Below are 722 nucleotides of genomic sequence, written 5' to 3'. Positions count from 1 at the left end.
ACAGCCGGCCGCGCCCGTCGTACTTGTAGAAAGTGACGTGGCCGTCGGGGTCGGTCTGGCGGGTGATATCGCCCTGGTCGTTGCGCCGGTAGGTCCAGGTGGCGTTACCGCGGGAGCGGGCGTGCAGGAAACCGTTGCGGTACTCGTAGGAAGTCGGCAGCTCATCCGGCGGAATCAACGCCACCAGGCGTCCGACTTCGTCGTAGCGGTACTCGGTGACGGCGCCCAGCGGATCCTGCTCGGCGATCAGCCGGCCCTGGTTGTCATAGGCCTTGAGGTGCTCGCCGCCATCGGGCTCGACCTTGCGCACCAGCCGCGCCCGGTCGTCGTGCTCGTAGATTTCCTGGCTGCCATCCAGGTGCCGGACCGTGACCTGGCCGTCCTCGCCCCAGGTGTAGCGGCTGTCCATCTGCGCGAACGAGGCCCAGTGTCGGACACAGCGCGCCGCCGGGCCGACGCCCTGCCACTCCCAGAAGAAACTCGCACCCCCGGCCAGTTGCCGCTGGAGGATGACGTGACGGTCGTCGTAGTCGTAACGCTCGCTTTCACCGACGGCGTTGGTCGCTTCGATCAGTCGGAAACGGCCGTCGTAGCGGTAGGACGCCAACGTTTGCTCGGTACGCCAAGCGTCGTCTTGGGTATTGGCCGGGTGAAAGCTCTGATAGTCGACGGCGATCAGGTGCCGCTGCTCGTAGCGCAGCCGCAGTGCGCGGCCGGCGCCG

General features: G+C 67.2%; 1 pseudogene. It reads right to left on the bottom strand.

Annotated elements, in window-relative coordinates:
- Positions 1-722 (bottom strand): annotated as a pseudogene (locus ACLEJR_RS26985) (type IV secretion protein Rhs); the annotation flags it as partial.

It is taken from the genome of Pseudomonas sp. SMN5, from assembly GCF_052041925.1.
In the GTDB taxonomy this organism is placed as follows: domain Bacteria; phylum Pseudomonadota; class Gammaproteobacteria; order Pseudomonadales; family Pseudomonadaceae; genus Aquipseudomonas.
The sequence above is the reverse complement of the archived record's forward strand: the minus strand, read 5'-3'. Positions and strand labels throughout refer to the sequence as shown.